The following is a 25,281-nucleotide window of genomic DNA, read 5'->3' as shown; positions in this document are numbered from 1 at the left end:
CGCTACGGCGGCACGCCGCCGCAAAGGATGGCAGTTCATGGCGGATCGTGGGTGAGATATCCGGTTTGTAGCCAAACCCAGCGTGTCGCGACCGTGACAGCCGGTACCTTCGAGCCTCGCCGGAACAAGGAAGTCGCGGCAGCCCTCCCCCTCGGGGCCCCGGGCGCTCCCAACTTCCCTGCCGTCCGGCACGGTTCGCACGGGAGGACCCGCTCATGACGTCGTCGCCGATCGCCCCGGACACCTCGACGCCGCAGTCTCCACGGCCGAACCTCGCCTTCCGAGAGCTGCGCGGTCAGCGCTCGCCCGGTGAGTTCGCGGCCGCGGTGCGGCGCGCGGCCCGGGAGATCGGGGAGCGGGTCAGCTGCGACGCGCGCTACATCGGACGCGTGGAGGCGGGCGAGATCCGCTGCCCCAACTACGCGTACGAGCGGGTGTTCCTGCACATGTTCCCGGGCCGGACCCTCGCGGACCTGGGGTTCGCGCCCCGCTCCGCGGTACGTGGCCGGGGCGCGCGCCCCGCGGCTGCTTCCGCCGACGGGCAGTACACGTGCCACGCAGAGAACAAGGAGAGCGACGTGCGACGTCGCGCATTCATGACCGGCATGACCGGCTCCACGGCCACCGTGGCCGTCGCCGCCCTGACCCCCTTCGGTGTCCCCGCACTGCCCGCGGACCTCGACCGGCATCCGGCGCGGGCCGGGATCGGCGCCGTCGAGGAGGCGATCCGGCGGATCCGGCTGCTCGACGACCGGCACGGCGCCGACGGCCTGTACCGGCGGGCCTCGGCCCCGCTGCGTACCGCCTTCGAGCTGCTCGACGCGGGCACGGGCCGCCGCGAGGGCGCCGAGCGCCTCCAGGCCGGCGCGGGCGAACTGGCCATCTCCGTCGGCTGGTTGGCCCACGACTCGGGCCGCTTCGACGACGCGCGCTCGCACTACGCGGAGGCGCTCGCGACGGCGCGGATGGCGGGCGACGAGGCGCTGGAGGCGCACGCGTTCTGCAACACGGCGTTCCTGGCGCGCGACGCGGGGCGCCCCCGCGAGGCCGTGCGGGCCGCCCAGGCCGCGGCCCGCGTGGCGGCCCGCCTCGGCTCGCCCCGGCTGCTCTCGCTGCTCGCGCTGCGCGAGGCGGGCGGCTGGGCGGGGCTCGGCGACCAGGCCTCCTGCGAACGCTCCCTCGCCCGCGCGCAGGCGCTGTTCGCGCGCGGGGGGTCGGACGCGGATCCGGAGTGGATGTCGTTCTACGGAGAGGCCGAGCTGGAGGGCCTTGAGGCGCAGTGCTGGTCGGCGCTGGGCGGCTGGGACCGCGCGTCCGTGCACGCGCGGCGCGCGGTGGCCCTCCAGGACCCGCACTTCACCCGCAATATGGCGCTCTACACGGCCGAGTTGGCGGACGACCTGGCGCGCGCGGGCCAGCCCGACGAGTCGGCCTCCGCCGGTCTGCGCACCCTCAACCTCCTCCAGGACGTCCGCTCGTCCCGCATCGAGGGCATGCTGGCCGCGACGGCCCGCGTACTGCTGCCGCACCGCCGTGCGCCGGGCGTCTCCACGTTCCTGGACACGCACGCGCTGTCGCGCCGCTCGGCGTAGGCACTTCCGGGGACCCGCCCCGGGTCAGCCCGCCGTCAGGTGGCCCGTCTCGTTCCACGACTCCAGTGCGGGCTCCCCGTACGCCCATCCCAGTACGGAAAGCGACGTCGGGTTCAGCCGGATCCGCGCGGCGAAGTCCAGCGGGAGACCGAGCCAGCGCGCCCCGATCGAGCGCAGGATGTGGCCGTGGGCGAAGACCAGGACGTCCCGGTCGGCGGAGCGCGCCCACGCGACGACCTCGTCGGCCCGCGCCGTCACCTCGGCGAGCGTCTCGCCCTGCGGGACCCCGTCCCGCCAGATGAACCAGCCGGGCCTGAGCTCCTGGATCTGCGCCGGTGTCAGCCCCTCGTACGCCCCGTAGTCCCACTCCAGGAGCGCGTCCCAGGTGGTCGCCCGCTCGCCGAACCCGGCGAGCTCGCACGTCTCGCTCGCGCGCACCAGCGGTGATGTGCGCACCTCGACGCCGTCGAGGCCGTCGTAGGGCGCGCGCCCGAGCCGCTCACCGAGCAGTTTCGCGCCGCGCCTGCCCTCCTCCAGGAGTGGAATGTCCGTCCTCCCGGTGTGCCGTCCGGACAGCGACCATTCGGTCTGTCCGTGCCGGGCCAACAGGATGCGCGGTGCCATGAGGAGGCCTCTTTCGAAACTACAAGCAACTACAAGGGTTCAAGGGTGAACATAGGGCGAGCGGGAAGGATCGCCCCGTCCATCATCGCGCAAGCCACAGGGAGGACGCCCGGCGGGCAACCCGCAGTGTGATCGCTGCGTCTAGGAGGGTCAGGGGTCGCCCGGACAGAGCCCCGCACACACCGTAAGAGTGAGAGGCCGTGGCCTAAGGCCGCCGCACGAGCGAAGAGGGGGAGCGGCCCGCATGTCGCAGACCGACGAGGCACCGCGCACGGAAGCGATACCCGGCGCCGGGCTCCGCTGGTGGACGGAGCTGCCGCTGATCCTTCTCGTGTACGGCGCCTACTCCGCGGGCCGGCTGCTCGCCCGCGGGGACGTCGGCCAGGCCGTCGACCACGGTGTCGCGATCCTGAAGGCCGAACAGGCCCTCCATCTCAACCTCGAGAACCCGCTGAACCGTCTCTTCACCCGCGAACCGTGGATCGGTGTCCCCGCCGACTTCTGGTACGCCTCGCTGCACTATCTGGTCACTCCGCTCGTCCTCGTCTGGCTGTTCCGCCGCCGCGCCGAGATCTACCGGACGGCCCGCACCTGGCTGATGACCTCGACGATGATCGGCCTCGTCGGCTTCGTCCTGCTGCCGACCAGCCCGCCCCGGCTGCTCGCCGCGCACCACGGCTTCATCGACACGATGGCCCACTACAGCTCGTACGGCTGGTGGGGCGGCGCGGCCAGCGCCCCCAAGGGCATGGGCGGTCTGACCAACCAGTACGCGGCGATGCCCAGCCTGCACGTCGGCTGGGCGCTGTGGTGCGGCGTCCTGCTCTGGCGGCACGCGCGCTCCCCGTACGTGAAGGCGATCGGCGTCGTGTACCCGCTGATGACCACCGTCATCGTGATGGGCACGGCCAACCACTACTTCTTCGACGCGCTCGCCGGGGCCGTGGTGATGGCCGCGGGCCTGCTCCTGACGAAGCCGGTGCGGCTCGTCGCGGCCCGCCTCAAGGACCGGGCGTACGGCGTGTTCGCGGGGGCTCCGGCCTCCCCTTCCGCCACGCACGCCCCGATTGTCAGTGGAGAGTGCCAGACTTTCCCGGGTGAGCGAATTCCCCGACAGCGCAAGGAAGCCACGTCGCACGACAGCGGCGACGGGGCTGCGGCACCGGCTCGCTGAGCTGCGCGGCCCGGACCATCCACCGCGTCCGCTGGACGCCCGGGCCCTGGCCGCGCTCGCGGCGAACCCGGGCTGCCGAAGGCGGGCGCTCCTGGACGGCGCGGGCGTCGACAAGGCGCGCATAGCGGATGCGCTGGGCTCACCTTCCTCGTTCGGCCAGTCCCAGTTCGCCCTGGCCCGCGGCAATGTGTTCGAGGCGCGGGTGAAGTCGGACGGCGGCTCCGAGCTCCTCAAGCTGGTGCACGCGCGCGTGGACGGCAGCGCGCCCGAGCCGGTCCCCGATCTCGTACGGGCCCCGGACCTGTCGGCGATCGGCCCCGAGGGCCGCACGGCGCGCACGGCGCTGGCCCTGCGGGAGGCCGTCGAGTCGCCGGGGACGTGGACGTTCCTCGACCACCCGATGCTGGCGCTCGACGTGGCGGGCAGCCCGGCGTTCCTTGAGCCGGACGCCGTGGTGGTGCATCCGGACGGCAGTTGGACGGTCGTCGAGATCAAGTCGTTCCCGATGATCGACGGCGCGGCGGACGCGTCGAAGGTGGGCGCGGCGGCCCGCCAGTCGGCGGTGTACGTGCTGGCCCTCGAGGAGGTCGCGGCGCGGCTGCCGGACGCACAGGTGCGGGTGCGCGACCGGATCGTGCTCGTGTGCCCCAAGGACTTCTCGAACCTGCCCGCGGCGTCCGCGGTCGACGTGCGCAAGCAACGCTCGGTGACGCGCCGCCAGTTGGCGCGCCTGACGCGCGTGGAGGACATCGCGGCGGCGCTCCCGCCGGGCACGGTCTTCGACCCGGAGCTGCCCGCGGCCGAGCTGACGGCGGCCGTCGAGTCGGTTCCGGCGACGTACGCGCCGGAGTGCCTGGCCGCGTGCGAGCTGGCGTTCCACTGCCGTGACCGTGCGCGTGAGCGCGGCGCGGTGACGGCCCTCGGTCGGCCCCTGCGGGCCGAGCTCGGGTCGCTGGCGACGGTCGACGAGGTGCTGGCCGCGGCCCGCGGTGAGGCGGGGGATCCTGCGGATCCGACGGTGGCGGCGCTGCGCCGTGCGGCGGCGTTGCGGCAAGAGGCGCTCGGGGGTGCCCGGTGCTGACCCGGAACACGCGGCAAATCGGTGCGCAACCCCAGAAGGAGCGCCGGTGAGCCTGATCAACCACCTGGCCAGGCTGGAAGCCACGAGCACGGGCCGCGCCCAGCCCACGGCCACCGTTCGGCACCGCCATCTGTCCCAGCGCCCCCTGGTGGTCGTGCCGCTCACGACGGCCGGTGAGACCGGTGCCCCGCTCGGCGCGCTCGTCGGCACCGAGCGCACGTCGCCGCGTCTCCTGGTCGTCCCGCAGCCCCGCGACCGCGACCTCCGCTTCGCGTTCCTGACGCAGCTGGCCGACGAGGTCCTGCCGTACATCGACACCTGCGCCACCGAGGTCGAGGCGGCGGAGCGCAGCGAGGTCGACCCGGAGACCGGCAAGAAGGTCAAGGTCGAGGTCGAGCTGTGCGCGGACGCGCCGCAGTTGATCGTGCCGAGCCGCGCGGGCATCGAGTTCGTCCGCCTCCTGGGCCGCTCGATGCGCTTTCGCCGCACCGCCGAGCAGGACCCGGAGACGCCCTACCCCGCGCCGCCGCACGTCCCGCTCCTCGGCCGCTGGCTCACGCATTTCGGGGAGCGCGTGCGGGTCCCGGGCTCCGCCCTGCTCCTCGCGATGACGGACCTGCTGTCGCGGCACTGGGCGACGGGCCAGTCGAGCCTGGAGGACCAGCACTTGGGCGCGCTGCTCGCCTGGATCGAGGCTCCGGAGGGCACGTCGGGCGCGGCGGCCGCGCTCGGCGCCGAGCTGGACCGCGACCGGCACGGCCAGCTGCTCTGCCCGCCGGCCGGACCCGCGACGGACCCCGCCTTCGACAACAAGCTGCTTGCGCCGGCGATCGAGCGCTACGACAAGGCCCGTACGCGGCACGCGGCGGCCGAGGACGCGATCGAGGCCGAGGGGCGCCTCGCCGAACTCACCGCCGCCGAGCGGGAGATCAACGCCCTGGTCGAGTCCCGCACCCGCCCCACCTGGGACGCGGTGTGGCGCGGCCTCGACCAGCTGTGCACGCTGCCCGAGGGCGGGTACGCGGCGGAGCGCTGGACCCGCGACCGCTGGTCGTTCACCGGCCACCGCGACCGGGTCCTGGCGGGCGAACCCCCGCAGCCGCGCCGGGACGACGCGGTGACGGCGGCGAACAAGCTGGCCACGCGCGAGCGCGAGCAGGCCCGCCTGGACGCGCAGGAGGCGCTGGACGACCCGCTGGTGATGGCGGGCCGCCGCCTCTCGGGCGAGGCCTTCGCCGGAGAGGTGACCGAGGTGGTGGCGGCGTACAACGAGAAGAAGCGCCCCCGCCCGCTCGTCACGCTCACGACGGACGACAGGCCGCGGCTCGGCGTGGGCGTGAAGGTGTACCGCACGCTCGAAGGCAAGCCGCAGACGGCCGAGTTCGTGGGGTACGAGGAGGAGGGCGCGGTGAATGGGGACGCCCCGATCGTGCTGCGGATCCTGGACAAGATGGGGCGCGGCAAGGAGCCGGCCGAGGGCTCGCTGCCGCAGAAGGGCGAGCGGGTGTGCTGGACGCTGTTCGAGCACGAGCAGCGCGGCGGCCCCAAGCTGCCGGAGCCGGAGGAGACGCCGTGGACGCACGGCGGCCCGCCGGGGACGGCCGCGGAGACGCCCGACACCGTGACTTCGGAGGACGTACTGTGACCGCGACGACCCTCGCCCTCAGCCCGTCCGATGCGGCGGGGCAGGCCACCGCCGCGATCCTCCACGACACGCTGCACGGCACGGCGCGCGGCATCGTCGTCGACTCGCCGCCCGGCGCGGGAAAGTCGACCCTCGTGGTGCGGGCAGCGCTCGAACTCGCTGACGCGGGACGCCCATTGATGATCGTGGCGCAGACGAACGCGCAGGTGGACGACCTCGTCCTGCGCCTCCACGCGAAGAACCCGGAGCTCGCCGTCGGCCGCCTTCACAGCAGCGACCCGGACGCGTACGACAAGGCGCTGGACGACCTGCCGAACGTCCGCCTGTCGACGAAGGCCGGCGACCTGGCCCCGCTGCCGGTCGTGGTGTCCACGGCCGCGAAGTGGGCGCACGTCAAGGACGTCGAGCCGTGGCCGCACGCGATCGTCGACGAGGCGTACCAGATGCGCTCCGACGCGCTGCTGGCCGTGGCGGGACTGTTCGAGCGGGCGCTGTTCGTGGGCGACCCGGGGCAGTTGGACCCGTTCTCGATCGTCGGGGCGGAGCAGTGGGCGGGCCTGTCCTACGACCCGTCGGCCTCGGCGGTGTCCACGCTCCTCGCCCACAACCCGGAGCTGCCGCAGCACCGGCTGCCGGTCTCCTGGCGGCTCCCCGCCTCGGCGGCGCCCCTCGTCTCCGACGCCTTCTACCCGTACACGCCGTTCCGCAGCGGCACGGACGAGGGCGACCGGGAGCTGGGCTTCACGCTGGAGTCGGACGGTTCGGGTCCCGACCGGGTCATCGACGAGGCGGCGGCCTCCGGTTGGGGCCTGCTGGAACTCCCCGCGGCGCACACTCCTCGTACGGATCCGGAGGCGGTGCGAGCGGTGGCCCAGGTGGTCCGGCGCCTGCTCGACCGCGAGGGCGTCACGCGCTCCGAGTCCGGCGAGGGCACCCTGACGGCCGACCGGATCTGCGTCGGCACCGCGCACCGCGACCAGGCGGCGGCGGTGCGGGCGGCGCTCGCGGATCTCGACGTGCACGACGTCACGGTCGACACGGCGAACCGCCTCCAGGGCCGGGAGTTCGACGTCACGGTCGTCCTGCACCCGCTGTCCGGACGGCCGGACGCGACGGCGTTCCACCTGGAGACGGGCCGCCTGTGCGTGCTGGCCTCGCGGCATCGGCACGCGTGCGTGGTGGTGTGCCGGGCCGGGGTCGCGGACCTCCTGGACGAACACCCGTCGGCGGACCCGGTGCAGCTCGGGGTGACCGTGAAGTTCCCGGACGGCTGGGAGGCGAACCACGCGGTCCTGGCCCGCCTGGGCGAACACCGGGTCTCGTACTGAGCCCGCGCCCTCGGACTGATCCCTTCGCCCCCTTGCGGGCCGACGGACAATGGAAGGTGGCCCGGCACGGAACCGCGGGCCACCCCGGCAACAGGAGGCCGCACCATGGCGGAGCCCGACCGTACTCACCAGCCCCGGCTGCGACCCGCCCCGCTGATCTTCGAACCCGCGGAGGCGGCCGGCGACCCGGAGCACTTCTTCGACCTGGAGTCCATCGAGGACCCCCGCGACCTGCTCGCCCGGGCCACGGAGCTGACGCACGCGTTCCGCTCCGCGGCGGACCGGTCGATGGAGTTCCAGGCCGTCGCGGCGGCCCAGCTCGCCGATCCGCGCCGCTTCGACCGGCTCACCACGGCGGACATCGCGGAGCGCGCGGACTGGACCGAGGACTACGCGAAGAAGATGGTCGAGTTCGGCCGTGATCTGCTGCGCGGGACCACGGAGCAGTCGACGTAACGGGGCCGCGTCGGGGCCGTAATGATCGTTTGGCATATGCCAGGGGGGCAAGATACTCCACCCCGCCCCCTCCTGTCCCGATTTTCCGCAACCCTTGGGAACTGCTCCCTCACCCCCTGTAGATGTATGAGGCATGAGCACCGCGACGCCTCCGTACTCCCCCCACGCCCCTTCGGCCACGGCCCCTGGCGCGCGTGACCACTTCGACATCTGCGACGTCACCCCCGAGGGCGCGGCCTGGCTCGCGTCCGCCGGGGCGTACCCCCGCTCCACGCGCGCCCACTGGGAGGCCCGTCCCACGGCCCCCGTGGTCCTCCCCTGCGGATCCGTCTTCGACGTGGTGAACGTCCCCGCGATCTTCGGCCGGCGGATGTTAGACCGGCTCTGGTCCGAGGGCCCCGGCTCCGGACCGGTCGCCACGCACCGGGGCCGCATGCTCCTGTTCACCGCGCCCGGCACGGCCCAGCGCCTGCCGTCCCTCCTGCGCTGGGAGGAGTGGGGCCCCTCGGTGCCGCCGCTGCTCTTCCACGGCGCGGGCGACGCGGTCACGGGCCCCGCCCCCACGACCAGCGCGGCACTCCACCCCGACCAGCGCCAGGAGTCCCGCTGGGTGGTCGCCCCCGACACCCGGCACCCCTGGCTGCCGGGGCCCGAGGTCATGCGCTGGGCGTGCGTCCGCGCGGCCCGCGCGAGTGCGCAGGCCGCGGTGCGGATTTCGATTTTTCCTGCCACGGATCCTGGTGCTAATGTCTACGACGTCAACCGGCGCCATTAGCTCAGTTGGTTAGAGCAGCGGACTCTTAATCCGCGTGTCCGGGGTTCGAGTCCCTGATGGCGCACATGCAGACAAGGCCTCTCGCTACCGCGGGGGGCCTTCGTCGTGTCCTCGGACGTCTCCGCCGTCGCCGACAAGCGCGGCTGGGGGTCCGGGGGTTATCCCCCGGGGAATGCAGCATCCGCGTGTCCGGGGTTCGAGTCCCTGATGGCGCACGTTGTCGGTGGCGGCCTGTATTCGCGGAAAGCGCGAATCGGGCCGCCATCGTCGTTCCTGCACGGCTTCGCCGCGCGCTGTGGGGGCTTCGCCACCCACACCCCCACGAGGAAGCCGGGGCCGAGCATGGGTGGGCCAATCAAGCCCCGCCGGCGATTGAGGCGCGGGGTCCGGGGCAGAGCCCCGAGACCGCAACACCGGTGCCGGTGTGGGGTCAGCCGGTCGTCGTCACCTTTACCGTCCACGAACCCGAACCCGTCCGGCCCTCGGCCTCCACACGGATACCGTCCCCCGGCACCGTGAAGGTCTCACCCGCCCCCAACGGCGCGTCGGCCAGCGGCGGGTAGACGGACTCGCCGTAACAGGCCTCGGTACGCGGATGGGCGTCGAGGACCTCTATCGGCCCCCCGCCGGACGAGGAATCGCTGCGTACCCGGTACACCAGGACACCCCGGCTACAGGTCGCGGCGTCATTGCCGGAGCCGCCCCGCGCCTCCAGGGCGATGGCACTGTCCACACCCGTGCGGATGACGGCGAGCTTGGTGCCGTCACCCGTACCGAACGGCGCACCGGCCCCCCGCGGCGCCGTACTCAGCGGCTCAAGCGTCAGCCGCGTCTCCCCGCTCCGCTTCACGCAGGCCACCTGCCGCCGGTCCAGCCACCCCAGCTTCCACTTGTGCCAGCCGAACAGATCCGGCGAGAGGCCGAACTGGCTGCCCATGACGTCCCAGTCACCGACGTACGTGTCCCAGTCGCCCTTCCCGTCGGTGGGCCGGTGATAGAGGTCCGGCAGGTCGAAGACGTGCCCCGTCTCATGCGCGAGCACATTGCGGTCCGGCGGATGCCGCTCGAAGACCGTGACGATGCGGCGGATGTCCGTGCCGTCCGCGCGCATCGGCCGGTCGAAGTTCACGACCTTCGTCGCGTCGGAGTCGACACCGGGCGCGTCCGGATCGGCGACGAAGTAGACGACGTCGTACTTGCTGAAGTCCGTGTGCGGATCCGCCGCCTCCAGGGCGTCCTGGAGATACGCGCTGCGGTGCGCGGAGTCCCAGTCGCGCTGTATGGCGTACGCGGTCGACGCGTGCGGCATCCGGATCCAGCGCCGCTGCGGATGCGGCACCAGGGAGAACTTCCCGTACGAGGCCCGGTCGAAGAAGCGGCTCGTGGACGGGAAGTAGTCCTTGGCCAGCTCGCCGGGCGTGGCCAGGGGCCGCGAGTCGGGGAACGAGAGGAAGACCATCACCGCGTCGAGGCTCTTCGTGGGCTTCGGGTACGCCGGGTTCCAGGTGTCCAGGCCCTCGGAGTGGTGCGCCGCGGTGCGCTCCAGGGCGCAGGGCCCCGCGAACGGCACGGCCGCCGCCGGCCCCGCGACGAGCCCCATGGCGGCCACCGCGGCGAAGGCGGTGAGCGCCGCCGCGAGGGCGCGCGGGCGTGGCTTGTCCACTCCCCCGAGTGGCTGCGGACGCGGCAAGTCGACCTCCGGGACGGGAATGCGGGGCACCCAACCCAGAGTGTTGGTGTTTATATGGCTTTGCCCTGTTTATCTGGCCCGGACGAGTGAGTGGACGACACTCCGGTCGATCACGGAACGTCACAGTCGATCGGCCGCGATCGGGCCACGACCGAAGGTGTGGCAGCACCGAGCAGAAACGATCTACCGGGGCGGGGTCCCGCGGTCCGGAACCCGCGTACACCGCAATCCAGGCTGGATAGGCCGTCCGACCTGCCTCTATGATCGGCACACTTTCCTGCCGGGACCCGGCCGCAGCAGACCACGCAACCATCCGACGCACCACGGGAGCGAGCGGTGAGCGCACAGCCCGAAGGGCCCACGACCGCGCGCTGGGTGGCCCCGCCCGGCCAGATCACGCAGAGTGATGGCATGCGCTCGGCTTCGCGGCCCCCGTCGGCCCAGACCCAGACCCTCTACCGGCCGGCGTTCGCGACCTCGCCGCTGGCCATGGCGGTCGTCGACCGCGAAGGCGTGATCGTCGGTGCCAACGACGCCGCCTGCGAGCTGCTGTGCGGGGCGGCCACCGGAGAGCTCGTCGGCCACGCCGCCGACGAACTGCTCGACCTGCGCTCGGACCCGCGCACCGCGGACGCGTACCAGGAGATCCTGCGCGGCCGGCAGGCCCGGCTCAGCCGCACCCGCCGCCTCAAGCACCCCTCGGGCCAGTCGGTGTGGCTGCGCGTCACGGTGTCGCCGCTCCCGGACGCGGACGCCGTGCTGCTCTCGCTCGGCGACATCACCGCGCACCGCGGACTCCAGGACCGGCTGCACCACCTGGAGATGCACGATCCGCTGACCCGGCTGCCCAATCGCGCCCTGTTCTTCGAGCGCGTCTCCGCCGCCCTGGAGGCGGGGACGTACGAGAGCACGGGCGCGACCGGGCGGGTGGGGCTCTGCCTGCTCGACCTCGACGGGTTCAAGGCGGTCAACGACTCGCTCGGGCATCCCGTCGGCGACCGGCTGCTCCTCGCCGTCGCCGAGCGGCTCACGCACTGCGCGGACCGCGCGCAGAGCGCCACGGGCGCGCCGCTGGTGGCCCGGCTCGGCGGTGACGAGTTCGCGCTGCTCGTCGAGGACTCCACCGGCACGGAGCAGCTGGCCGAGCTCGCCCGGGCGGTGCTCGACGCGCTGCGGGAGCCCTTCGACCTGGCCGGTCACGAGGTGTCCGTGTCCGCCTCGATCGGCGTGGTCGAGCGGCAGGTCACGGGCACCAGCACGACGGCCCTGATGCAGGCGGCCGACACCACCCTGTACTGGGCGAAGGCGGACGGGAAGGCCCGCTGGACCTTCTTCGACCCGGAGCGCAACGCCCACCGGATGACCCGCCAGGCCCTGTCGTCGAGCCTGCGGCCCGCGGTGGACCGGGGTGAATTCGCCCTGGAGTACCAGCCGTTGGTGGAAATGGCGGACGGTGAGCTGCGCGGCGTCGAGGCGCTGGTGCGCTGGCGGCACCCGCAGTTCGGCCTGCTGACGCCGAATCGGTTCATCGGACTGGCCGAAGAGGACGGCTCCATCGTGGAGTTGGGGCGGTGGGTGCTGCGGACGGCCTGCGCGCAGGCGCGGCGCTGGCAGGTGGAGCACCAGGAGGCGCCGCCGGTGTTCGTGAGCGTGAATGTGGCGGTGCGTCAGATGTGGGACTCGGACCTGGTGGCGGACGTCGCGCAGATCCTCGCCGAGACCGGACTGCCCCCGGAACTCCTCCAGTTGGAGCTGATCGAGTCCGCCGTGATGGGGCCGACGGGGCGGCCGCTCCAGGCCCTGCGGGCGCTGAACGAGATGGGTGTGCGCATCGCCATCGACGACTTCGGCACCGGGTACTCCAACCTCGCGTACCTCAGCCGGCTGCCGGTGTCGGTGCTCAAGCTCGACGGGGCGTTCGTGCGGGGGTTCCGGGAGGACGGGGCCGCAGCCACGGAGCCGGCGGACACGATGATCGTCGAGGCGCTCGTGCAGTTGGCGCACCGGCTCGGCCTCACGGTGACCGCCGAGTGCGTGGAGACGGCGGAGCAGGCGGAGCGGCTGCGCCGGCTCGGGTGCGACACCGGGCAGGGGTGGCTCTACTCGCGGCCGGTGGCGGCGGATCGTATCTCTGGGCTCCTCGCGGAGCGCGGGTGATCCGCCGCCGTCGCGCGACCGTGCGCCGTCAGGAGCGCGGCAACCCGTAGGCGTCCGCGATGAGTTCGTAGGAACGCAGGCGTACGTCGCCGCCGTGGGCGTTGGCCGTGAGCATCAACTCGTCGGCTCCCGTGCGCTTTTGCAGCTCGTCGAGGCCGGAGCGGACCTCGTCGGGGGTGCCGTGGATGACGTTCGAGTTCCAGGAGTTGACGAAGTCCCGCTCCATCTCGCTGAACTGGTACGCCTCCGCCTCCTCGGGCGTCGGCACGAGGCCGGGGCGGCCGGTGCGCAGCCGGACCATGTTGAGGGCGGCGGCGAGCACCTGGCGGCGGGCCTCCGTGCCGTCGTCGTCGGTCGCGAGGGCGGACACGCCGATGAGGGCGTACGGCTCGGACAGCAGCTCGGACGGGCGGAAGTTCTCCCGGTACAGGTCGAGCGCCGGGAGGGTGTTCTGCGCCGAGAAGTGGTGCGCGAAGGCGAACGGGAGGCCGAGGGTCGCGGCAAGGCGGGCGCTGAAGCCGGAGGAGCCGAGGAGCCAGACGGGCGGGCGGTTCGGGTCCTGCACGCCGCCGGGGGACGTGGCCTGGACCGGGCCCGGGACCGCGTGGATGCGGGAGTACGGGTGACCGTCGGGGAAGTCGTCGTCGAGGAAGCGGGTGAGCTCGACGAGCTGCTGCGGGAAGTCGTCGGCGCCCTCGTTGAGGCGGTCGCTGCGGCGGAGCGCGGCGGCGGTCGCGCCGTCCGTGCCCGGGGCGCGGCCGAGACCGAGATCCACCCGTCCCGGGGCCATCGCCTCCAGCGTGCCGAACTGCTCCGCGATCACGAGCGGGGCGTGGTTCGGGAGCATGACGCCGCCGGAGCCGAGGCGGATGCGGTCCGTGTGGGCCGCCAGGTGGGCCAGGATCACGGCGGGGCTGCTGGAGGCGACGCCGGGCATCGAGTGGTGCTCGGCGACCCAGTAGCGGTGGTAGCCGCGGGTCTCGGCGAGGCGGGCGATGTCGACGCTGGTGTGCAGGGCCTGCGTGGCCGTGCGACCCGCTCCCACGGTGACCAGGTCCAGGACGGAGAGCGGGGTGGGTGCGGTCCCGAGGGCTGCGCCGCGGATCACGGGTCCTCCTGCGAATACGTACGTACGGGTGAGTGTCTTCGACCCCGACGTAACGGAGGCCTACTCCGCTTTATTCCCGCACCGTGCCCGAGGCCGTCGTTCGGGTGGGCAAAATCAAGCCCCGCCGGCGATTGCGGCGCGGGAGCCGGGGCGGAGCCCCGTGGCGTGGGACCGGGTGGCCGCAACCCGTCAGACCTGCACCAACGGCTCCTTCGTGAAGAGGGCGCCGAGGGCCGGCGCGTTGACCCGCCGGTCGACCAGCCGCAGCGCCTCCCAGACCGTGACCTGGTTCGCCGTGAGAACCGGCTTGCCGAGCTCGGCCTCCAGGTCGCGGACGTACGCCGCCGTGTGCAACGCCGTGTCCGGCAGCAGCACCGCGTCCGCCTCGGGATGGTCGCCCGCGCGGGCCATGGCGCGCACCTCGTCCCAGCCCCACGTGCCCACCTCGGCCGCCGTGATGATCCCGCTGCCCCGGACGGCCAGGACCTCCGCCCCGGCCGCCTTGAGGAACGTCGCGAAGTGGTCCGCGACGTCCTCCGGATAGGTCGCGGCCACCGCCACCCGTCGCGCGCCCACCTCCCGCAGCGCGTGCGCGAAGGCGAAGGACGTACTGGAGGCGGGCAGGCCCGCCGCCATCGCGAGACCGCGGACCTGTTCGTGCGCACCGTCCCAGCCGCGGACGAAGCTCCCGGACGTGCACGCCCAGACCACCGCCTCCGCTCCGGACAGCCGCAGCTCCTCGACGCCCGCGGCGAGCCGGTCGGGCGCGCCCATCTTCAGCAGCGCGTCGACCCGGTGCGCGTCCTCACCGATGTCGGTGTGGACGACGGGCAGTCGCACATCGCTGTCGATCAGCATCTCGATGCGCGGGTAGTCGTCCTCAGCGGAGTGTCCGGGGTAAAGAAATCCCAGCGAGGTCATGACCTATGCCCACCCTTCCTGTTCCTTCGGCCGTTCCCTCGGCAGCTCCTGCGGGGGCAGCGCCTCCGGGAGCTCCGACGGGGGCCAGACCCGCGCCGCCGGATCGAGCAGCGCCTGGTACGGCCCCACCGCACGGGTACCCAGCCGGGCGAGGGCTGCCCACATCGTGACTTGATTGGCCGAGATCACCGGCACCCGCAGCTCCGCCTCCAGCTGCGGGATGATGTCGTACGTCGGCAGGTTGGTGCAGCTGATGAAGAGCGCGTCGGCCCCGGCGCTCCCCGCTTCCCTGGCCATCGTCGCGACGTCCCGGTAGGGCACCTTCCAGATGTGCCGGGTGAGCCCGAGGAAGGCCCGCCCGGTGACCGTGATCCCCGCCTCCGCCAGATACTCCTCCAGCGATTCGGTGACCGACTGCGTGTAGGGAGTGACGAGCGCGATGCGCCGCGCGCCCAGTTCGGACAGGGCCTCGAGCAGGGCCCCCGATGTGGTGACGGCGGGCAGCTCTCCGGCCCGCCGCATCGCCGCGCACAGCGCCCGCTCCCCCGCGAGCCCGCCGACGAAGCTGCCCGAGGCACAGGCGTATGCGAGGACTTCCGGCCCGGTGGCGCCGAGCGCACGGACCGCCTCGCCGAGCGTCTCGTGTTCGCTGACCAGGCGCGCCAGGTCGAGGCCGACCTCGACGGGCACGAAAGGGGTACGGGTGAGGTGAAGGGAGACGTGGTCGGGAACCCAGCGCCACAGTTCACGGTCGAGAGCGAAGTCGAACGGAGCGACAACGCCCACACCGCGCTGCGGTTCCGGTCCCCCCAGGAATGAGACGTCCATGAGCAGGCCCCATGTTCAGCTGACTGATCAATGCCGGTGTTGTGCTGGAGCCGGCGAATCGCCGGGACGTCGGGACAGCGACACAGCGCGAAACAAGGTGCAGGAACCCTGGTGGAGTACCTCTGTTGTCGACGGTAGGTTCCGGTGCCTGCGGGGTCAATCCGCACATGTCGGCAGGTGCCTTCGATCTTTCCGGTGTTCATGAAATGGGCGGCTGTTCCCGACTTCTCGCGTCCAGGAAAGCGGATCTTCATTGCCGCACGGTTTCCCCGCGATGTCCGTGCCTGACGAGGTGATCCTGGGTAGGTCCCCGGCAACGTATCGCGAGCGCTGGTGCTGGAGGGCGGATGACGAGCGAGCTCATCGGACTGACCGCGCAGGACCTCATCGAGGGATATCGCAAGGGAGAGTTCAGTCCGGTCGACGCGACCCGCGCCGTGCTCGCCAGGATCGAGGAGACCGAACCGGCGCTGAACGCGTTCGTGCGGGTCGACGCGGAGGGGGCCCTCGCCCGCGCCGAGGAGAGCACCCGGCGGTGGCGCGAGGGCGAGCCGACGGGCCTGGTCGACGGGGTACCCGTGTCGGTGAAGGACATCCTGCTGCAGAAGGGCGCGCCCACGCTGCGCGGCTCGAAGACCGTGTCGGAGCAGGGCGATTGGGACGAGGACTCGCCCTCGGTGGCCCGGCTGCGCGAGCAGGGCGCGGTCTTCGTCGGCAAGACGACGACGCCCGAGTTCGGCTGGAAGGGTGTGACCGACTCGCCGCTGTCGGGCGCGACCCGCAATCCGTACGACACCTCGCGCACGGCGGGCGGTTCGAGCGGCGGGAGCGCGGCGGCGGTCGCGGTGGGCGCGGGGCCGCTGTCGCTCGGCACGGACGGCGGGGGTTCGGTGCGGATCCCGGCGTCGTTCTGCGGGATCTTCGGCCTCAAGCCGACGTACGGGCGGGTGCCGCTGTATCCGGCGTCCGCGTTCGGGACGCTGTCGCACGTGGGGCCGCTGGCCCGCACGGCGGCCGACGCGGCGCTGCTGATGGACGTGATCTCGGGCCCCGACCCGCGGGACTGGTCGGCCTCGGGGCAGCCGGCCGGCGGCTTCCGGGACGCGCTGCACGGCGGGGTGCGCGGGCTGCGGGTCGCGTACTCGCCGGCGCTGGGCGGGCAGGTGGCGGTGCGGCCCGACGTCGCCGCGGTGGTGCGCGCGGCGGTGACACGGCTCGCCGAACTCGGCGCGTACGTCGAGGAGGTGGATCCGGACTTCACGGATCCGGTCGAGGCCTTCCACACCCTGTGGTTCAGCGGGGCCGCGCGCGTGGTGCAGCATCTTCCGGCGTCCAGGCGGCAGTTGCTCGACCCGGGGCTGCGCGAGATATGCACGCGGGGCGCGCGGTACAGCGCGCTCGACTACCTGGCGGCGGTCGACGCGCGGATGGCGCTCGGGCGGCGGATGGGCGCCTTCCACTCCACGTACGACCTGCTGGTGACGCCGACCGTGCCGATCACCGCGTTCGAGGCGGGGGTCGAGGTCCCGCGCGGCTCCGGCCTGCGCCGATGGACGGGCTGGACCCCGTTCACGTACCCCTTCAACCTGACCCAGCAGCCCGCCGCTTCGGTGCCCGTGGGGCTCGACGGGGACGGACTTCCGGTCGGCCTCCAGCTCGTGGCCGCGCGGCACAGGGACGATCTCGTGCTCCGCACCGCGCACGCGTTCTACGAATCCGGGGTGGCGAGTCACGCCGGTCCCAACACCTCTTGAGTCGCGTGAAGTTAGGACATGGCCGTATTGCTGTGAATTCAGGTCTCGGCTTTATCAAGGGCCGAAAACGATAGGCATACCTCCCGGGGCTTCGGGTAATGGCGCGCCATGGCTCCACCACTTGGTAACAATGAGGGATTCATCGCCAGACCAGTCCGCCGCCGCTCCCTGCTCTACGGTGCGGGAGCGGCGGCTCTGGGTGTGTTCGGCACCGCGGCCTGTACGCGCGTGCCGGAGGAGGGGAAGGTCGAGGGCGGGAATCTGCTGGACCGGCTGCGCGACGCGGGCGAGGTCAAGATCGGTGTGGCGGGTGAGGTCCCGTTCGGCTACATCGACGAGAACGGCGAGGTCACCGGAGAGGCGCCGGCGATCGCCAAGGTGATTTTCCCGCGCCTCGGGGTGCCCAAGGTGAAGGCGGTGCCGACGCAGTTCAGCGCGCTGATTCCCGGGCTGACCCAGGCGCAGCAGTTCGACGTGGTGTCGGCGGGCATGTACATCAATCCGGATCGCTGCGCACAGGTGCTGTTCTCCGATCCCGACTACCTGATGCCCGACTCGTTCATCGTGCGCAAGGGGAACCCGCACGGGATCAAGACGTACGAGGAAGTCGCGAAGAAGAAGCTGAAGTTCGCGACGGGCACGGCCTACGCGGAGATCGAATACGCCAAGGCCTATGGCATCAAGGACATGCTGATCCTGCCCGACCAGGTGGCAGGGCTCGACGCCGTGCGCCAGGGCAGGGTCGACGCCTTCGCCGGCACGGCCGTCACGGTCCGCACCGTGATCAAGGGCAAGAGCGGGGTCGAGGCCATCCCTGCCTTCCAGCCCGTCGTCGACGGCAAGCCGGCCTACGGAGCGGGCGGATTCGCGTTCCGGAAGTCGGAGAAGAACCTGCGCGACGCGTTCAACAAGGAGCTGCACAAGCTCAAGGACAGCGGTGAACTCCTGCGCATCATGGCGCCCTTCGGTTTCACGAAGAAGGAGATGACCGACCTCACGGTCGAGAAACTCTGCCCCCCTGCCAAGGGAGCCGCCTCATGATGTCCGCGAAGTTCTTCGAGAACTGGTTCCTGCCGGGTATCTGGATCACGCTCGAGATCACGGTCCTCAGCGCGATCTTCGCCTTCGTCATCGCGATCATCATCGGCGTGCTCCGCACGTCCAATGTGTGGTTCGTGCGCTTCCTGTCCGGGGCGTACTTCGAGATCTTCCGCAGCACGTCGTCGCTGGTCTTCATGTTCTGGATCGCGTTCACCGTGCCGATGCTGTTCCACATCAACTTCGAGCCCATGTTCGCGGGCATCCTGGCGCTCAGCATCACCTACGGCGCCTACGGTTCGGAGATCGTGCGCGGCGCGCTCGCCGCGGTGCCGCCCGCCCAGCGCGAGGCCGGCATCGCCCTCAACTTCACGCGCGCCCAGCGCCTGCGCCGCATCGAACTCCCGCAGGCCTGGCCGGAGATGATCCCGCCGTTCAACAACCTGCTGATCGAGCTGCTCAAGGGAACCTCGCTGGTCTCCCTCATCGCGGTGGCCGACATGACGTTCGCGGGCAACCTCAAGCGGCTCGTCTCCGGTGACAGCGCGCCGGTCTACACGCTGCTGCTCGTGCTGTACTTCGTGTTCGCCTTCATCTTCACGCGCCTCATGCGCCTGCTTGAGCGCCACGCCAAGAGCCGTGTCGGCCAGACGCCCGAGCAGGGCGGTCTGCGCGTGCTCCTCGGCGGGATGCGCTCCAAGTCGACGATCGACGCCGTCACCGGTGCCGGAGGTGCCAAGTGAACTGGGACTGGTCCAACGTCGCGGACTTCATGCCGCAGTTCTGGGACGGCCTGGTCGTCACGCTCCAGGCGCTCGTCGGGGGCGCGGTCATCGCCTTCGCCCTCGGCCTTGTGTGGGCGATCGCCCAGCGCTCGAAGGAGAAGTGGATCAGCTGGCCGGTGACGGCGGTCACCGAGTTCATCCGGAACACACCGCTCCTGGTGCAGCTGTTCTTCCTCTTCTACGTCGTTCCCTCCTGGGGCATCTCGATGTCCCCGCTGGTCACCGGCATCGTCGGGCTCGGCCTGCACTACTCGACGTACACCTCGGAGGTCTACCGGGCCGGCATCGACGGCGTGCCCGTCGGCCAGTGGGAGGCGGCCACCGCGCTCAACCTCCCCAAGGGCCGCACCTGGCGCGCGGTGATCCTGCCGCAGGCCGTGCGCAGGGTGATCCCCGCGCTCGGCAACTACGTGATCGTCATGCTGAAGGAATCGCCGCAGATCATGGCGATCGGTGCGCTGGACATGCTGGGCGAGGCCCAGGGCTTCAGCCAGACCACCTTCACCTACGAGGCCATCAGCGTCGTCGGTGTCGCCTTCATCGTCATCGCCTACCCGGCTTCTCTTCTTCTGCGAGTTTTGGAGCGTCGTCTTGTCCGCTGACAGCAGCACTTCCCAGGAAATCCCCAATCCTGCCGTCGACGGCAGCGAGCTCATCCGCTTCGACAAGGTCACCAAGCGGTTCGGCAGCAACACCGTCCTGGACAACCTGGACTTCTCGGTCGACTCCGGCAAGCACGTCACGCTGATCGGCCCGTCCGGTTCCGGCAAGACCACGATCCTGCGGCTCCTGATGACGCTGATGAAGCCCGACGAGGGCACCATCAAGGTCGGCGGCGAGTACCTCACGCACGAGCAGAAGGACGGCAAGCTCGTCCCGGCCGGCGAGAAGCACATCCGCGAGATCCGCAAGAACATCGGGATGGTCTTCCAGCAGTTCAACCTGTTCCCGAACATGAACGTGCTGCGCAACATCACCGAGGCCCCGGTCAACGTGCTCGGCCTGTCCAAGGACGAGGCGGAGCAGCGGGCCAAGGAGCTGCTCGACATGGTCGGTCTGGGCGACCGCTGCGAGGCGTACCCGTCCCAGCTCTCCGGCGGCCAGCAGCAGCGTGTCGCCATCGCGCGCGCCCTCGCGATGCGGCCGCAGGTGCTGCTCCTGGACGAGGTCACGTCGGCGCTCGACCCGGAGCTGGTGGCCGGCGTCCTCGACGTGCTGCGCGACATCGCGCACAGCACGGACATCACCATGCTGTGCGTGACGCACGAGATGAACTTCGCGCGGGACATCTCGGACCAGGTCCTGATGTTCGACTCGGGGCGCATCATCGAGTCCGGTTCGCCGGAGAAGATGTTCGGGGAGCCGGAGCACGAGCGCACCAGGGAGTTCCTGAGCGCGGTCCTGTGACCAGCCGCTCACCGAGTGGTGCATGACTTTGGCATATGCCACGGTGGCGCGTTCCTGTTGAGAGGCGCGGAGCGCGCCACCAATCTCCCCAACCAGCGCCCATGAAAGGGGTGTTGGCGACTATCGTGGACCTCAGCCCAGCTGTCCGGAACCGGTCCATGCAGGGGGAAGAACCGTGGCGCTGAAGCACGAGCAGGGTGCGTCCCCGCACCAGCCGCACGAGGCGGTGCAGCACGCCTTGCGCGTGCTGGAGACCATCGCGCACCGAGGCGTGGGCGTGACCGACACGGAGCTGGCGCGGGTCACCGCGCTGCCCGCCGACCAGCTGACGCTCCTGCTGCGGATGCTGCGCCGCGAGGGGTACGTCCAGCAGACCGCGGACGGGGCGTACATCACCGGCGAGACCCTGAGCAGGCTCGGTGCGGCGGACGGCCATGCGGTCGCGCTCACCGCGAAGCTCCAGCACACGCTCGACCGGCTGCGGGACGACGTGGGCGCGGCGGTCTACATGAGCCGTTACGTCGACGGGGAGATCCGGGTCACACAGATGGCGACGGGGCCCGAGACCCCGGCGGTCAACGAGTGGGTGGACTTCCGCGTCTCGGCGCACGCGAGCGCGATCGGCAAGAGCCTCCTCGGCCAGCTGGACATGAACGGGCGGCGGGATCATCTGGCCCGGCACAAGATGGCCCGGCTCACCTCGCGCACGATCACCAACGAGAAGGTGCTGCTGTCCCGCCTGGCCTCGCAGCCGGCGACGGTTCCGGTGCTCGATCTTCAGGAGTACGCGGTGGGCACGGTGTGCGCCGCCGTTCCCATCACGGCGGGCGCGTCCGTCGGGTGTCTGGCGCTTTCCCTGCCGGTTGAGCATGCGCATCGTCTGCACGATGCGGCGGAGCAGCTCAACAAGGAGGCGGCGCCGGTTCTTCTTTCCATGGCGATCTGACCGGTCACCGACGACGGCGTTGCGCTCTCGGGGCTCTGCCCCGGACCCCGCTGCTCAATCGCCGCAGGGGCTTGATCTGGCCCACCCGGGCTTGTACCCGACCGCAACGACAAGAGCCCCCCGCTGTTGCGGAGGGCTCTCACCTTTAGGTGCGCCATCAGGGACTCGAACCCCGGACACGCGGATTAAGAGTCCGCTGCTCTAACCAACTGAGCTAATGGCGCCGGTTGACGAGGTAAATACTACCTGGCCCCAGGGGGTGCTTTTGACCACCGGGGGCGCAGGCGTCACGTGGGGGTGAGGAGGTGGTCGCGGGCGTGGTCGCGGTAGGCCGCCGTCAGGGCCGTGCGGTCCTCGGGGGTCAGGGGGCGGTAGCCGGGGGCGGCCGGTGGGCGCCACCACAGGGTGCCGCCGGACCAGAAGCCCTCGCGGCGCAGTTCCCCGCGCCGCACCTTGTTCGTCGCGGTGACCGGCATCCGTTCCACCACCCGGATGAAACGGGGCGCCATCTTCGTGCCGAGGTCCGGCTGCGACCGGAGGAAGGCGTCGAAGCCGACCGGGTCGAAAGCGAGGCCCGAGCGGAGCGCCACCGTCGCCATCACCTGGTCGCCGGCCACCGGGTCCGGCACCCCGTAGACCGCGACGGCCGCCGCGTCCGGCCAGCGGGCGAGGATGTTCTCGATCATGGCGGGGGCGAGGTTCTCGCTGTCGACGCGGATCTTGTCGTCGCCGCGCCCGGCGAAGTAGAGGAACCCGTCGGCGTCCCGGTAGAAGTGGTCGCCGGTCCAGTACCAGCCGTGTTCGCGGACGCGTTCCGCGTACGCGGCGTCGTTGCGCCAGTAGCCCTCGAAGGATGAGCGGCCGCGGTTGACCAGCTCGCCTATCGCCTCCGCACCGTTGAGGAGGCGGCCGCCCTCGTCGAAGCGTGCAGGCGGGCACTCCGTCCTCGTCTCCGGGTCGAGCACCGCGAGGTCACTGCCCGGGGCCGCCAGGCCGATCGCGCCCGCCGGGGTGTCGGACGTCCGCTGCACCGCGGCGCCGCCCTCCGACGACCCGTACCCCTCGACGAGCCGCACCCCGAACCGTTCCTCGAACCGCGCCGCGTCCACGGCCCCGGCCTCCGTGCCGAACCCGACCCGCAGGGGGTTGTCGCGGTCGTCCGGGCGCTCGTCGGTGGCCAGGATGTACTGGACGGCCCGGCCCACGTAGGTGAAGTACGTGGCACCGAAACGACGTACGTCCTCCAGGAAGCCGGACGCCGAGAAGCGGCGGCGCAGCGCGACCCCCGCCCCCGCCGCGACGGCCGGCGCCCAGTCCGCGATGACCGCATTGCCGTGGAAGAGGGGCATGCAGATGTAGTGCACGTCGTCGGCGCGGACCTTGAAGTTCTCCACCAGGGACTGCCCCGCCGCCGCGAGGCGCCCCTGCGTGCACAGCGCCGCCTTCGGCGCCCCGGTCGAGCCGGAGGTGAAGTAGAGCAGCATGCGGGTGCCGGGGCCGACCCGGCCGTCGGCCTCCGGCTTCGCGCCCTCGTACGGCGTGAGCAGTTCCTCGTACGCGTCGGTGTCGGTCACCAGGATCCGGATGCCCGGGAGGTCGAGGCCGTCGAGCAGCGGGAGGTGGGCCCGCTCGGTGACCAGGACGCGGCACTCGGTGTGGGTGATGTCGCGGGCGAGTTCGGGGCCGCGCCGGGTCGGGTTGAGGCCGGCGACGGCGGCGCCGGAGAGCGCGGCCGCGCCCAGCCACTGGGGGAACTCGGGGGTGTTGTCGAGGAGCAGCCCGACGTGGGGCTCCGCCGACCGCGGCAGCAGCTCACCGAGGAGTGCCGCACGGCAGGCCGCCCCGGCCGCGACCTGGTGATGGCTGAGGACCTGATCCTCGTACGCGAGTCCGGGCCTGTGGTCGCCCCAGCGCGCCTGGATCAGCTCCGCGAAGGTACGCGTCGTCTTGAGTCCCATGGCGGTGCACCATAAGTGACGCATCGTCAGATGTGGAGGGCGGCGGCACCGATCCAGCCCCTCCCCGGTACGCCGTGGGGCGGCGCACCGGGGAGGCTCAGCTCAGAACGTGACGTCCGAGCACGCGTAGAAGGCGTTGGCCGTGTCCGCGACGGTCCACACCGCGAGGATCACGTGATGGCCGGACTTCCCGGAGGGCAGCGTGCCGGAGTGCGAGAGCGTCGCCGGCGGCTGGCCGCTGAACGGGACCGTGAGGAACGGGGTGGTCTGCAGGGCCGACCGGGTCAGCGGCTGGCTCTGGTCCCAGCCGTCCTTGGTGATGTAGTAGCGGAAGTCCGTGGTGGAGTGCCGCGCGGTGAACTGCCAGCGGAAGGTCTGGCTCTGACCGCCCGTCACCTTCGTGGTCGGCCAGGCGTTCCCGTTCGGCTGCTTGGCGGCGTCGAGCGCGCTGAAGTTGCCGTGCCCGGCCGAACAGATCTTGCCGTCGGCGGGACCCGCCGCCGGGAAGCCCTTGGGGCCCTCGACGCTCTGCGGCTCCCACTGGATGTCGCCGCAGCCGCTGACACCGCCATTGGCGCAGAGTTTCTGCCTACTGATCGGCAGATCGGTGTAGCCGTGGCCGCTCGCGCCGCCCGCGGAGAGCGCGAACGCCCCCGCGGTCGTCAGGCCGAGCAGGGCCGCGTACGCCTTCGTACGCTTCGAAGTCTTTCGCATGCTGCCGCTCCTGGGGGGTGTTGGGAGTGCCGGAAGCCGTGCGCACAGCGATGGTTCAGATGGCTCGGATGAACCAGACAGTTCAGGTCTAGACCAACGCACAATGTAGGACCGTGAGTTGGGCATGTCCAGACCAATCGCAATTCCCGGCACGGGCCCTTCCGCTCACCCCCGGAGCGTCACTCCCCCTGCCTCACTCCCCCCGGCCCGTGTAGAACGCCACCGTCAGATCCTTCACGAGCAACTTGCGCTCGTAGTCGTCGAGATCGACGAGCCCGCGCGCGGTCAGCCGCGTCACGGTGTCCTCCACCGAGTCCACGACCGTGGTGAGCACGCTGTCCCGGCGCCGCGCGTCGAGGGCCGCGATCCGGCGGCGCCGCATCGCCGCGGCCACCTCCGGCTCGTACTCGATGCGCGTGGGCTGCGCCGAGAACACCTCGATGCCGACCGGGGCCGCGTCCTCGGCGAGGCGCCGGGTGAGCAGATCGCCGAGGGCCTCCGCGTTGCGCAGCACGGGCGCGTCCCGGTCGCCGACCACGGCGGGCAGCCGGGACAGCACCCGCGCGAGCCCGGCCTCCACGCACTCGCGCAGATACGTCTCGTGGTCCTCGGTCCCGAGCGTCGCCCGCGCCGTGTCCTTGATCCGCCAGGCGACGAGGACGACGACGCGCAGCGCCTCGCCATTGGTGTCGACCGCCGGCATCGGCTCGCTGCGCCAGTGCCGAAGCCGCAGGTCGACCCGGCGGCGCACGAGCAGCGGGTTCAGCCACAGCAGCCCCGGCTTGCGCACGCTCCCCCGGTACCGGCCGAAGCGCGTGAGCACCCAGGCCCCGCCGGTGCGCCCGCGCGCGAGCCCGCCGACGCCGAACAGGGCGAGCAGCCCGGATCCGGCGAGCGCCGCCCACTGCGCGGGGCCGAATCCGGCGCCCGCGTATCCGTCGAGGCCCGCGAGGTCGGTCATGATCCGGGGCAGCGCCCCCGCCCAGCCGAGCGAGGCCGCGGCCCCGGCCGCGCCCACTGCCCCGCCGAACACCCCGAAGGCGCCGGGCAGCACCCGTCCGGGCCGCTCCTCCAGGCCGGGGTCGACGGAGGGTACGGGCCTGGCCGGGGCGGGACCTGGCGTCCGGCGGGTGTTCGCCGCGGTCGCGCGTTCGACCTGGGCCTTGGTGACCACCGCGGGCCGTAGCGGCACGGCCACCGGGTCCGGGTCGTCGCGGAAGAGGAGGTGGACCGGGATCTCGGTGGTGGACTCGTTCCGGATGAGCCGCGCGGCGCGCGCCCCTCCGTCGGTTTCGGTCAT

22 protein-coding genes and 2 tRNA genes are annotated in these 25,281 nt (G+C 71.7%); 15 read left to right on the top strand and 9 right to left on the bottom strand.

Annotation, left to right across the window (positions count from 1 at the left end):
• Positions 1-215 precede the first annotated feature (215 nt).
• Positions 216-1,592: an NsdA family TPR-like regulatory protein gene (locus ACNYS0_RS25860; protein ID WP_422476846.1), complete on the top strand. Its 1,377-nt coding sequence runs from the start codon at positions 216-218 to the stop codon at positions 1,590-1,592.
• A gap of 24 nt (positions 1,593-1,616) precedes the next feature.
• Here the strand turns inward: ACNYS0_RS25860 and ACNYS0_RS25855 are convergent, their stop codons facing one another.
• Positions 1,617-2,216 (bottom strand): histidine phosphatase family protein, encoded by a 600-nt coding sequence (locus tag ACNYS0_RS25855; RefSeq protein WP_422476845.1) that lies wholly within the window; start codon positions 2,214-2,216, stop codon positions 1,617-1,619.
• A 244-nt stretch (positions 2,217-2,460) separates the two neighbouring features.
• Between ACNYS0_RS25855 and ACNYS0_RS25850 the strand changes: the two genes are divergently transcribed.
• The 7 genes from ACNYS0_RS25850 (at position 2,461) to ACNYS0_RS25820 (ending at position 8,739) form a co-directional block, all read left to right on the top strand.
• Complete coding sequence (locus tag ACNYS0_RS25850) at positions 2,461-3,390, top strand: phosphatase PAP2 family protein (protein WP_422476844.1); 930 nt, start codon at positions 2,461-2,463, stop codon at positions 3,388-3,390.
• Complete coding sequence (locus ACNYS0_RS25845) at positions 3,314-4,471, top strand: hypothetical protein (protein WP_422476843.1); 1,158 nt, start codon at positions 3,314-3,316, stop codon at positions 4,469-4,471. The genes ACNYS0_RS25850 and ACNYS0_RS25845 overlap by 77 nt, the downstream gene beginning before the upstream one ends.
• A gap of 46 nt (positions 4,472-4,517) precedes the next feature.
• The gene (locus tag ACNYS0_RS25840; protein WP_422476842.1) at positions 4,518-6,116 is read left to right on the top strand and encodes a hypothetical protein; all 1,599 of its coding nucleotides are present in this window, start codon (positions 4,518-4,520) and stop codon (positions 6,114-6,116) included.
• Positions 6,113-7,444, top strand: coding sequence for an AAA domain-containing protein (locus ACNYS0_RS25835; RefSeq protein ID WP_422476841.1), 1,332 nt, complete (start codon positions 6,113-6,115; stop codon positions 7,442-7,444). Before ACNYS0_RS25840 ends, ACNYS0_RS25835 begins: the two co-directional genes overlap by 4 nt.
• A 105-nt stretch (positions 7,445-7,549) precedes the next feature.
• Entirely contained in the window at positions 7,550-7,900 is a 351-nt protein-coding gene (locus ACNYS0_RS25830) for a hypothetical protein (protein ID WP_422476840.1), read from the top strand.
• A gap of 133 nt (positions 7,901-8,033) precedes the next feature.
• Positions 8,034-8,675 (top strand): bifunctional DNA primase/polymerase, encoded by a 642-nt coding sequence (locus ACNYS0_RS25825; protein WP_422476839.1) that lies wholly within the window; start codon positions 8,034-8,036, stop codon positions 8,673-8,675.
• A tRNA-Lys gene (locus ACNYS0_RS25820) sits at positions 8,666-8,739 on the top strand. The genes ACNYS0_RS25825 and ACNYS0_RS25820 overlap by 10 nt, the downstream gene beginning before the upstream one ends.
• A gap of 366 nt (positions 8,740-9,105) precedes the next feature.
• Here ACNYS0_RS25820 and ACNYS0_RS25815 read toward each other — a convergent pair.
• The gene (locus tag ACNYS0_RS25815) at positions 9,106-10,395 is read right to left on the bottom strand and encodes a M6 family metalloprotease domain-containing protein (protein ID WP_422476838.1); all 1,290 of its coding nucleotides are present in this window, start codon (positions 10,393-10,395) and stop codon (positions 9,106-9,108) included.
• A 306-nt stretch (positions 10,396-10,701) separates the two neighbouring features.
• On the opposite strand from ACNYS0_RS25815, the gene ACNYS0_RS25810 reads away from it, so the two are divergent.
• Complete coding sequence (locus tag ACNYS0_RS25810) at positions 10,702-12,522, top strand: putative bifunctional diguanylate cyclase/phosphodiesterase (protein WP_422476837.1); 1,821 nt, start codon at positions 10,702-10,704, stop codon at positions 12,520-12,522.
• Between the two features lie 28 nt (positions 12,523-12,550).
• On the opposite strand, the gene ACNYS0_RS25805 is transcribed toward ACNYS0_RS25810, so the two are convergent.
• From ACNYS0_RS25805 to ACNYS0_RS25795, 3 genes are all read right to left on the bottom strand, one after another.
• Complete coding sequence (locus tag ACNYS0_RS25805) at positions 12,551-13,630, bottom strand: LLM class flavin-dependent oxidoreductase (protein WP_422476836.1); 1,080 nt, start codon at positions 13,628-13,630, stop codon at positions 12,551-12,553.
• Between the two features lie 189 nt (positions 13,631-13,819).
• Entirely contained in the window at positions 13,820-14,551 is a 732-nt protein-coding gene (locus tag ACNYS0_RS25800; protein ID WP_422476835.1) for a maleate cis-trans isomerase family protein, read from the bottom strand.
• Between the two features lie 3 nt (positions 14,552-14,554).
• Positions 14,555-15,379 (bottom strand): maleate cis-trans isomerase family protein, encoded by an 825-nt coding sequence (locus tag ACNYS0_RS25795; protein WP_422476834.1) that lies wholly within the window; start codon positions 15,377-15,379, stop codon positions 14,555-14,557.
• A 347-nt stretch (positions 15,380-15,726) separates the two neighbouring features.
• Between ACNYS0_RS25795 and ACNYS0_RS25790 the strand changes: the two genes are divergently transcribed.
• From ACNYS0_RS25790 to ACNYS0_RS25765, 6 genes are all read left to right on the top strand, one after another.
• The gene (locus tag ACNYS0_RS25790) at positions 15,727-17,133 is read left to right on the top strand and encodes an amidase (protein WP_422476833.1); all 1,407 of its coding nucleotides are present in this window, start codon (positions 15,727-15,729) and stop codon (positions 17,131-17,133) included.
• 108 nt (positions 17,134-17,241) lie between these two features.
• The gene (ehuB, locus tag ACNYS0_RS25785; protein WP_422476832.1) at positions 17,242-18,174 is read left to right on the top strand and encodes an ectoine/hydroxyectoine ABC transporter substrate-binding protein EhuB; all 933 of its coding nucleotides are present in this window, start codon (positions 17,242-17,244) and stop codon (positions 18,172-18,174) included.
• Positions 18,171-18,914, top strand: a complete 744-nt coding sequence (gene ehuC, locus ACNYS0_RS25780; RefSeq protein WP_326014358.1) for an ectoine/hydroxyectoine ABC transporter permease subunit EhuC — start codon at positions 18,171-18,173, stop codon at positions 18,912-18,914. Before ehuB ends, ehuC begins: the two co-directional genes overlap by 4 nt.
• Entirely contained in the window at positions 18,911-19,558 is a 648-nt protein-coding gene (gene ehuD / locus ACNYS0_RS25775) for an ectoine/hydroxyectoine ABC transporter permease subunit EhuD (RefSeq protein ID WP_422476831.1), read from the top strand. Before ehuC ends, ehuD begins: the two co-directional genes overlap by 4 nt.
• Complete coding sequence (gene ehuA / locus ACNYS0_RS25770; RefSeq protein WP_422476830.1) at positions 19,548-20,363, top strand: ectoine/hydroxyectoine ABC transporter ATP-binding protein EhuA; 816 nt, start codon at positions 19,548-19,550, stop codon at positions 20,361-20,363. Before ehuD ends, ehuA begins: the two co-directional genes overlap by 11 nt.
• A 175-nt stretch (positions 20,364-20,538) precedes the next feature.
• Positions 20,539-21,309, top strand: coding sequence for an IclR family transcriptional regulator domain-containing protein (locus tag ACNYS0_RS25765; RefSeq protein ID WP_422476829.1), 771 nt, complete (start codon positions 20,539-20,541; stop codon positions 21,307-21,309).
• 150 nt (positions 21,310-21,459) lie between these two features.
• On the opposite strand, the gene ACNYS0_RS25760 is transcribed toward ACNYS0_RS25765, so the two are convergent.
• From ACNYS0_RS25760 to ACNYS0_RS25745, 4 genes are all read right to left on the bottom strand, one after another.
• Positions 21,460-21,533: transfer RNA gene (locus ACNYS0_RS25760), tRNA-Lys, on the bottom strand.
• Positions 21,534-21,596: 63 nt separating this feature from the next.
• On the bottom strand, positions 21,597-23,267 hold the full coding sequence (locus ACNYS0_RS25755; protein WP_422476828.1) for an AMP-binding protein: 1,671 nt from the start codon (positions 23,265-23,267) through the stop codon (positions 21,597-21,599).
• 102 nt (positions 23,268-23,369) lie between these two features.
• On the bottom strand, positions 23,370-23,981 hold the full coding sequence (locus ACNYS0_RS25750) for a lytic polysaccharide monooxygenase auxiliary activity family 9 protein (RefSeq protein ID WP_422476827.1): 612 nt from the start codon (positions 23,979-23,981) through the stop codon (positions 23,370-23,372).
• Between the two features lie 193 nt (positions 23,982-24,174).
• Complete coding sequence (locus ACNYS0_RS25745) at positions 24,175-25,281, bottom strand: SPFH domain-containing protein (protein WP_422476826.1); 1,107 nt, start codon at positions 25,279-25,281, stop codon at positions 24,175-24,177.

It is taken from the genome of Streptomyces anthophorae (assembly GCF_049310305.1).
In the GTDB taxonomy this organism is placed as follows: domain Bacteria; phylum Actinomycetota; class Actinomycetes; order Streptomycetales; family Streptomycetaceae; genus Streptomyces.
The sequence above is the reverse complement of the archived record's forward strand: the minus strand, read 5'-3'. Positions and strand labels throughout refer to the sequence as shown.

What these genes read in the sequence shown, in the direction of transcription:
- ACNYS0_RS25860 (WP_422476846.1), top strand. Translation starts at nt 216, where the DNA reads ATGACGTCGTCGCCGATCGCCCCGGACACCTCGACGCCGCAGTCTCCA.
- ehuC (WP_326014358.1), top strand. Translation starts at nt 18,171, where the DNA reads ATGATGTCCGCGAAGTTCTTCGAGAACTGGTTCCTGCCGGGTATCTGG.
- ACNYS0_RS25855 (WP_422476845.1), bottom strand. Translation starts at nt 2,216, where the DNA reads ATGGCACCGCGCATCCTGTTGGCCCGGCACGGACAGACCGAATGGTCG.
- ACNYS0_RS25745 (WP_422476826.1), bottom strand. Translation starts at nt 25,281, where the DNA reads ATGACCGAAACCGACGGAGGGGCGCGCGCCGCGCGGCTCATCCGGAAC.
- ACNYS0_RS25830 (WP_422476840.1), top strand. Translation starts at nt 7,550, where the DNA reads ATGGCGGAGCCCGACCGTACTCACCAGCCCCGGCTGCGACCCGCCCCG.
- ACNYS0_RS25850 (WP_422476844.1), top strand. Translation starts at nt 2,461, where the DNA reads ATGTCGCAGACCGACGAGGCACCGCGCACGGAAGCGATACCCGGCGCC.
- ACNYS0_RS25755 (WP_422476828.1), bottom strand. Translation starts at nt 23,267, where the DNA reads ATGGGACTCAAGACGACGCGTACCTTCGCGGAGCTGATCCAGGCGCGC.
- ACNYS0_RS25750 (WP_422476827.1), bottom strand. Translation starts at nt 23,981, where the DNA reads ATGCGAAAGACTTCGAAGCGTACGAAGGCGTACGCGGCCCTGCTCGGC.
- ACNYS0_RS25795 (WP_422476834.1), bottom strand. Translation starts at nt 15,379, where the DNA reads ATGGACGTCTCATTCCTGGGGGGACCGGAACCGCAGCGCGGTGTGGGC.
- ACNYS0_RS25790 (WP_422476833.1), top strand. Translation starts at nt 15,727, where the DNA reads ATGACGAGCGAGCTCATCGGACTGACCGCGCAGGACCTCATCGAGGGA.
- ehuB (WP_422476832.1), top strand. Translation starts at nt 17,242, where the DNA reads ATGGCTCCACCACTTGGTAACAATGAGGGATTCATCGCCAGACCAGTC.
- ACNYS0_RS25825 (WP_422476839.1), top strand. Translation starts at nt 8,034, where the DNA reads ATGAGCACCGCGACGCCTCCGTACTCCCCCCACGCCCCTTCGGCCACG.
- ACNYS0_RS25800 (WP_422476835.1), bottom strand. Translation starts at nt 14,551, where the DNA reads ATGACCTCGCTGGGATTTCTTTACCCCGGACACTCCGCTGAGGACGAC.